A 7,018-nucleotide genomic window follows, 5' to 3' on the forward strand; every position below is an offset into this window, starting at 1 on the left:
GCTCCAGACGCGGTGTCAGCGGCTGCCTGTGACGATGCCTGGCATCGGCCGGCGTGATCAGCAAAACCGCCGCTGCCAAAGGCAGCGCCAGCCTGAAAAATCCGGAAATGCTCAGCGTTGCCATCGCCCGGAAACGGCGTCGGCATGGCGAAGTTGCCTTCGAAGGCGCATCGGACCGATCACAATCGGTTACCAACGCGTTACGCGCCGATCGCTTCCAGCCCTTCCTCCAGCCAGTCGGCGAGCAGCGGCATGCCGAGCAGATATTTCGCCGTGCGCTTGTTGGCGCGCTCGCGCGCGGCGGCCAGCGCGTCGGCCCATTCGGCGGCGTCATAGTCGCCGCGGCCGACCCAGGCGAGGGCGATCAGCTCGGCCGCTTCGTCGACATTGAGGTCGTCGATCAGTTCGCGCAGCTCCTCCTCGGTCAGGTTTTCCGAGCTCTCCTCGACGAGACCGTCATGATGGTGGCTGTCGCGGGTGTCGCCGTCGAACTCGATCTCGTGCTCGGCGCCGTCGGCATAGTCCTCGTTGACGGCCGCGCTCAGCGCCTTGGCCTTGAGAATGAACAGGCGCACGGTATCGGGACCGATCGAAAGCTCCCATTCCTTTTCGAGGCGCTGCTGCACTGGCCTGCTCCGCATGCTCCATCGGCCGTTTGCCGGATGATAGCGGATTTGTGGCGCGCGTCACGTCATGTTCGGCCTGTTTCAGGCAAAATGCCGGTGGTGCGGGCCTGGAGCGCAGGTTTTTCACGCGCTCCGCTTTTCCGGGATGAAAGAAGGCAGGCCCGGCGTTAATATCCCATTGTTCATTCTCAAGGAGGCTCCGATGCGCAGACGTTTGCTGATCCAGGTCATGGCTGTTGTGGCTTTGCCGCTCTTTGTGGCGCCCGCCTTCACGGCCGGCGAAGGCGGCGGCGGCGGAGGCGGAAACACCCCGCAATGCAAGAAGGGCGAGGTCTGGGACAAGAAGAAGCAGAAATGCGTGACGCCGAAGTACGGGATGCTGGACGACAACAACATCTATGAGGCGGGCCACGATCTTGCGATGGCCGGGCGCTATGACGAGGCGATCGCCGTGCTCAGCCTTGCGGCCAACAAGCAGGATCCGCGCATCCTCAACTATCTCGGCTATTCGCATCGCCATTCCGGCCGCATCACCGTCGGCCTCGGCTATTACGAGGAAGCCTTGCGCATCAATCCCGACTACACGCTGGTGCGCGAATATCTCGGCGAGGCGCATCTGCAGATCGGCGACCTTGCGGGCGCCCGCGAACAGCTCAGCGAAATCGAGAAGCGCACCGGCAAGGGCTCGCGCGAATACGGCATGCTGGCCGAGCAGATCGACCATTTCCTGAGAAGCTGATTCGACCTCGACACGCTTTCCAGCCGGCTGCGAGCGATCGTAGCCGGCTTTTTGTTGCCGCGCCGGCAAAGGATTGCTTTGGCGGCGATCGCCCTTGCGAAAGCAGCGGATGATTTTTCAAAACCGGATTTTTTGGCGTGAAAAACGCGCAAACATTGCTATATTCAGGCAAATTGCGGTGAAACGGTTCCGTTAGCCCAAGGCTGCCGGACCGTTTTCTTTTTGTACCCATCGACAAGGGCCATCCCCGAAAAACGGGGGTGGCGGCAGGAAAGGTCAGGCATATGAACAAGGTCCCGATGACAGGCGAGGGGTTCGCGTCATTGAAGGAAGAACTGCGCTGGCGCCAGCAGGAAGAGCGGCCGCGCATCATCGAGGCGATCTCCGAGGCGCGCTCGCATGGCGACCTTTCCGAAAACGCCGAATACCACGCGGCCAAAGAGGCGCAGAGCCACAATGAAGGCCGCGTCAACGAGCTCGAGGACCTGATCGCGCGGGCCGAGGTGATCGACGTCACCAAGCTCAGCGGCGACAAGGTCAAGTTCGGCGCCACCGTGGTGCTGGTGGACGAGGACACCGAGGAGAAGAAGACCTACCAGATCGTCGGCGACCAGGAAGCGGACGTGAAGTCTGGCCGCATCTCGATCTCCTCGCCGATCGCGCGCGCCCTCATCGGCAAGGAAGTCGGCGACGCCATCGAGGTCAACGCGCCCGGCGGCGCCCGGGGGTATGAGATCGTCCAGGTGCAATTCATCTGAGGGAAGTTGAGGGGGCAGGATTTGTCCCTGAATTGCGCTATTCCAATCCAAGGATGGCGCCGCCCCTCATCGCCCTGCCGGGCACTTCTCCCCGTATAGTGACGGGGAGAAGGACGCCGTCACCTGATGATTTCGCCAACCGGAAACGCTGAAAAGTGGCGCTGAATTTCGCGCTTAGCTCCCTTCTCCCCGTTACTATACGGGGAGAAGGTGCCGGCAGGCGGATGAGGGGCGGCGCTGACCTTTCCAATTGAATTGATTGAATAAATCAATCTCTGTCCGCGCCTGCTCGACCAAGCGCCTGCAGCCCGATCAGCCGCTCGGCTTCCGCCGCTGCCTCCGCAGGGGTGACACGGCCGCCGGGCGCGGCCAAAAGCGTCGACGCATACGGCCCGCGCGGGCCGGTGAGGCCGGGTTCGGTGGCCAGGAAGATGGCGACGGTCGGCACGCCGAAGGCGCTGGCGAGGTGGGTGAGGCCGGTGTCGGCACCGATGACCAGCGCCGAGCGGCCGATGATCGCGGCGATCACCGCCAGCGGCGATTTGGGCACCAGCACCGCCTGCGGCACGGCCCTAGCGATCGCCTCGGCCACTGCCTTTTCAGGCTCGTTCGACCAGGTGACGACAGGCGTCATTTTCCTCTCGAGCAACAGCCCGGCGGTCTCGATCCAGTCCTTGACCGGCCATTTCTTGTCTTCGCGGCTGGTGCCGTGCAGCAGGAACGCGGTGTTGCCGCTGGTGCCGGCCAGGCCATCCGCCGGCGGCACGATGCCGGACTGGAGGCCGGAGAGATCGGGCTGGTAGCCGAGCGCCAGGCCGAACAGCCGCCGCGTCCGTTCGATGGCGTGCAGATCGCGGGGCACGCCGTAGCGGTGGTCGTAGAACAGCGTCGCCGACGGTTCGCGCGCGCTTGCCCGGTCGAAGCCGGCGACCGGCGCCGCCGCCTGCTTTGCCACCACAGCAGACTTCAGCAGTCCCTGCGCATCGATGACGAGGTCGTAGCCGGCAGCGCGCAGGGCGCGGCGCAGTTTTCCCGCTTCATGCCAGGTGTCGCTGTTGAAAAGCCGCTTGCGCCAGCGCCGGATCGCCACCGTGTGGATGGTGCCGATCGCCGGATGCAGGGCGACGATGCCGGCAAAGGCTTCCTCCACGCACCAGTCGAAGGAGACGTCCGGGCGGTGGCGGCGCGCATCCTCGACAGCCGGAAATGTATGGATGACATCACCCATCGAGGATGTCTTGACGATCAGGATCTTCATGCGGCGGCCGGTATTTCCAGCAGCCGGTCCACTGCTGCCGCGACCCGCGCGACATCCAGCGTCTTCAGGCAGTTGAGATGACCGAGCGGACAGGTCTTCTGGTGGCAGGGCGAGCAGGAGAGGCCCAGCCATACCAGCTCGGCCCGCTCGGATAGCGGCGGCGTGTTCTCAGGCGAGGTCGAGCCGTAGACAGCGACGATCGGCGTGCCGACAGCGGCGGCGACATGCATCAGCCCGCTGTCGTTCGACACCGCCAGCCGCGCCGCGGCGATGAGGTCGATGGCGTCCTCCAGTCGCGTCTTGCCGGCAAGGTCGACGGCGCCGGGCGCAAGCGCGGCGATCTCCGCCGTCACCTCGGCGTCGTTCCTGGATCCGAGCAGCGCGACCTTCAGGCCCTTAGCCATCATCCCGCGCGCCAGTTCGGCGTAGCTTTCGCTCGGCCAGCGTTTCGCCGGGCCGAATTCCGCGCCGGGCATCAGCGCCACGAAGGTCTTCGCGGTGAGGCCCGACCGCTCGAGCAGGGCAGCCTGGCTGACGGTATCGACGGTGAGCTTCGGGGCCTGGAAGGTGCCGCCGCGGGCAAGGCCGAAATAGGTCAGCGCCGTGCGCCGCTTCACCGCGTCGGGCAGCGGCACGATGTCGGTGAGCAGGCCGTAGCGCATTTCCCTTAGGTTGCCGACGCGGCGCGGAATGCGGGCAAAGAACGGGATCAGCGCCGACTTCCAGCTTCCGGGCAGGACGTAAGCCATGTCGTAGCGGCCGCGCAGCAGGCGGCCGAAGCGCCTGCGGATGCGGAACTCGAGCGCGCCCGGCTTCAGCGGGAAATCGATCTGCTGGCGTATCTCGGGCATGCGCTTGACCAGCGGTGCCGCCCAGGCCGGCGCCAGCACGTCGATCGCGGCGTTCGGATATTGCTCCTTCAGCGCCGAGAACAGGCACTGCGCCATGACCATGTCGCCCACCCAACGTGGGCCGATCACGAGGATCGCTGGGCTTTCAGCCATTCGACATAGTCTCTGACACCGGTTTCGACAGTCCGGAATTGGCCATTGTAACCGGCCGCGCGCAAGCGGGACATATCAGCTTGGGTAAAACTCTGGTAGCTGCCCTTGAGGTGGTCGGGGAAGTCGATGAATTCGAGCCTGCCCTTGCCGAGTGTATCGATGACGGTCTCGGCGATGGCGCGGAATGGCTGGGCGCGGCCGGTGCCGCAGTTGAAGATGCCGCTCGAGCCGCGCTTCCAGAGCCACAGATTGACGTCGGCGACGTCGCCGACATGGATGAAGTCGCGGCTCTGCTCGCCGGGTCCGAACCCGTCATAGGCGCCGAACAGCTTCGGGTTTTCGCCGCGCTCGACCTGGTTGAACAGATGGAAGGCGACCGAGGCCATGGCGCCCTTGTGCGCCTCGCGCGGTCCGTAGACGTTGAAATAGCGCAGCCCGGCCACCTGCGAATGGTCGGTGTCGAAGACGGTGCGGCGGACATAGTCGTCGAACAGCTTCTTGGAATAGGCATAGACGTTGAGCGGGCGCTCGAACTGCTGTTCCTCGCGGAACTCGCTGCCGCCGCCATAGACCGACGCCGAGGAGGCGTAGAGGAAGGGCACGCGCAAGGCCAGGCAGGCATGCAGGAGCCGCTTCGAATAGGCGTAGTTGACCTCCATCATGTATTTGCCGTTCCACTCGGTGGTGGTCGAGCAGGCGCCCTGGTGGAAGACCGCGTCGACGCGGCCGAGCCCGCCATCCCCCAGGCGCGCGAGGAAATCGTCCTTGTCGAGATAGTCGGCGATATGCAGGTCGGCGAGATTGGCGATCTTGTGGCCGTCGGTGAGGTCGTCGACAACGAGGATGTCGCTGTGCCCCTCGGCGTTGAGCGCGGCGACGATGTTGGAGCCGATCATACCGGCGCCGCCCGTGACGATGATCATATTTTTGGCCCTGATACTCGTTTCGCTTGCCGATTCCGGCCCTTATAAGGGAGGCGAGTTAGGCTGTCGATAAAGCAGGCGGCTGCGGGCGGATGTCACAGTGAGGCCGCAAAGCTCCGGCTTCAGTCGGTTCGCGCCACCCGCCGGACCGTGAGGGAAAAAATGCCGTCGACCGAACTGCTTATCGCCTTTTTCGCCACCACGGCGATCTTTGCCTACATTCCGGGTCCTGCCATGCTCTATGCGGCGGCGCAGACGATGGCGCGCGGGCGCTGGTCGGGGCTGACGGCAGCGCTCGGCATCCATCTCGGCGGCTATGTGCATGTCCTTGCGGCGGCAGCGGGTCTTTCGGTGCTGTTCCATGCCGTTCCGCCGCTCTACATGGCGGTCAAGCTCATCGGCGCGCTCTATCTGATCTGGCTCGGCGTCTCGCTTTTGCGCGCCAGGACGCAAGGCGGCGACGCGGCACTGCCCGCCATCGAGCGGAAATCGGCCCGCCGCGCCTTTTTCGAGAGCATCACCGTCGAAGTGCTCAATCCCAAGACGGCGATCTTCTTCATGGCGTTCCTGCCGCAATTCATCGATGCCTCGGCGGCATTTCCGGTCTGGCTGCAGTTCGTCATCCTTGGCACCATCGTCAACCTGATGTTCTCCTCCGCCGACATAGCGTGCGTTTTCCTGGCCGGGGCGATGATCGCCCGGCTGCGCCGTTCGAGCCGCGCGCAGCGGCTGATGCAGCGCGCGGGCGGCGCGGTGCTGGTTGGTCTCGGCGTCCATGTCGCCCTGCAGAAGAGCTGAACGGCCGACCGGGGTCTGCGGCGACCCGTTCCCTGGCCGCCGTTGCGCTGGCTCGAATTGCGGTATATCGGCTTCGCCATGAACGACCGGCCAGCCATTTGAACCCCGAACCATCCTCAGAAACGGCTTTTTCCGCGCGTTGCCAGTGACATGATCAATCATCATCTGCCTTCCCCGGAACCTTTGCACCGCGCCATCGCCCGCTTTGGCGGCGTCACCGTGCTGGTGGTCGGCGACTTCATCCTCGACCGTTTCGTCAACGGCGTCATCGAGCGGATCTCGCCGGAGGCGCCCATTCCGGTGCTGCACGGGCGCGGCGAGATGCTGGCGATGGGCGGTGCCGGCAACGTCGTCTCCAACATCGTTTCGCTGGGTGCAGCCGCAATTCCGGTTTCTGTGATCGGCGCCGACAAGGCGGGCGACGATCTGATGCGGATGCTTGGCGAGCTTGGCGCCGAGACATTCGGCCTGTCACAGCAGCGCGACCGCATGACCTCGTCGAAGAGCCGCTTCAGCGCGCTCAACCAGCAAGTGCTGCGTTTCGACGAAGAGGAGGTGAAGCCGCTCAATGCCGGCGAGCGATCGACGCTGGTCGAGCATTTCCGCACGGCCCTTGCGCGCGCCGACATCGTCATCCTGTCCGACTACGGCAAGGGCATGCTGCTCGACGGTGTCGCCGGCGAGCTGATCGCGATGTGCCGCGAAGTCGGAAAGCCGGTGCTGGTCGATCCGAAGGGCCGCGACTATGCGCGCTACGCCGGTGCGACGGCGGTCACGCCCAACCGCAAGGAACTCGGCGAGGCCGTGGGACGCGCGGTGTTTGCCGACGACGAGATCGTGGCGGCGGCGCGGGACCTGATCTCGGCGCATGGCTTCGACTTCGTCGTGGCGACGCGCAGCGAAAAGGGCATG

The 7,018-nt window shown here is 64.7% G+C and carries 8 protein-coding genes; 4 read left to right on the forward strand and 4 right to left on the reverse strand.

The features are described 5' to 3' along the window. Positions 1 to 200: 200 nt before the first annotated feature. Complete coding sequence (locus tag EN738_RS28000) at positions 201 to 626, reverse strand: DUF3775 domain-containing protein (protein WP_127286494.1); 426 nt, start codon at positions 624 to 626, stop codon at positions 201 to 203. 202 nt (positions 627 to 828) lie between these two features. Here EN738_RS28000 and EN738_RS28005 point away from each other — a divergent pair, with 202 nt between their 5' ends. After that, positions 829 to 1,365: a tetratricopeptide repeat protein gene (locus EN738_RS28005; RefSeq protein WP_127286495.1), complete on the forward strand. Its 537-nt coding sequence runs from the start codon at positions 829 to 831 to the stop codon at positions 1,363 to 1,365. A 284-nt stretch (positions 1,366 to 1,649) separates the two neighbouring features. Beyond that, positions 1,650 to 2,123, forward strand: coding sequence for a transcription elongation factor GreA (gene greA, locus EN738_RS28010; protein ID WP_126058735.1), 474 nt, complete (start codon positions 1,650 to 1,652; stop codon positions 2,121 to 2,123). A gap of 268 nt (positions 2,124 to 2,391) precedes the next feature. Here the strand turns inward: greA and waaC are convergent, their stop codons facing one another. Genes waaC through rfaD form a run of 3 tightly spaced genes read right to left on the reverse strand, consistent with a single transcriptional unit; the run spans position 2,392 to position 5,308 of the window. Next, the gene (waaC, locus tag EN738_RS28020; protein WP_127286496.1) at positions 2,392 to 3,381 is read right to left on the reverse strand and encodes a lipopolysaccharide heptosyltransferase I; all 990 of its coding nucleotides are present in this window, start codon (positions 3,379 to 3,381) and stop codon (positions 2,392 to 2,394) included. After that, positions 3,378 to 4,385, reverse strand: a complete 1,008-nt coding sequence (gene waaF, locus EN738_RS28025) for a lipopolysaccharide heptosyltransferase II (RefSeq protein WP_127286497.1) — start codon at positions 4,383 to 4,385, stop codon at positions 3,378 to 3,380. Before waaF ends, waaC begins: the two co-directional genes overlap by 4 nt. Continuing rightward, positions 4,358 to 5,308, reverse strand: a complete 951-nt coding sequence (gene rfaD / locus EN738_RS28030) for an ADP-glyceromanno-heptose 6-epimerase (protein ID WP_127286498.1) — start codon at positions 5,306 to 5,308, stop codon at positions 4,358 to 4,360. Before rfaD ends, waaF begins: the two co-directional genes overlap by 28 nt. Before the next feature lie 162 nt (positions 5,309 to 5,470). Between rfaD and EN738_RS28035 the strand changes: the two genes are divergently transcribed. Further along, positions 5,471 to 6,106, forward strand: coding sequence for a LysE family translocator (locus tag EN738_RS28035; RefSeq protein WP_127286499.1), 636 nt, complete (start codon positions 5,471 to 5,473; stop codon positions 6,104 to 6,106). Positions 6,107 to 6,256: 150 nt separating this feature from the next. Continuing rightward, a partial coding sequence (locus EN738_RS28040; protein ID WP_245494767.1) for a PfkB family carbohydrate kinase occupies positions 6,257 to 7,018 on the forward strand: 762 nt, incomplete at its 3' end.

Origin of the sequence: Mesorhizobium sp. M4B.F.Ca.ET.017.02.2.1, assembly GCF_003998955.1 — a bacterium.
In the GTDB taxonomy this organism is placed as follows: domain Bacteria; phylum Pseudomonadota; class Alphaproteobacteria; order Rhizobiales; family Rhizobiaceae; genus Mesorhizobium; species Mesorhizobium abyssinicae.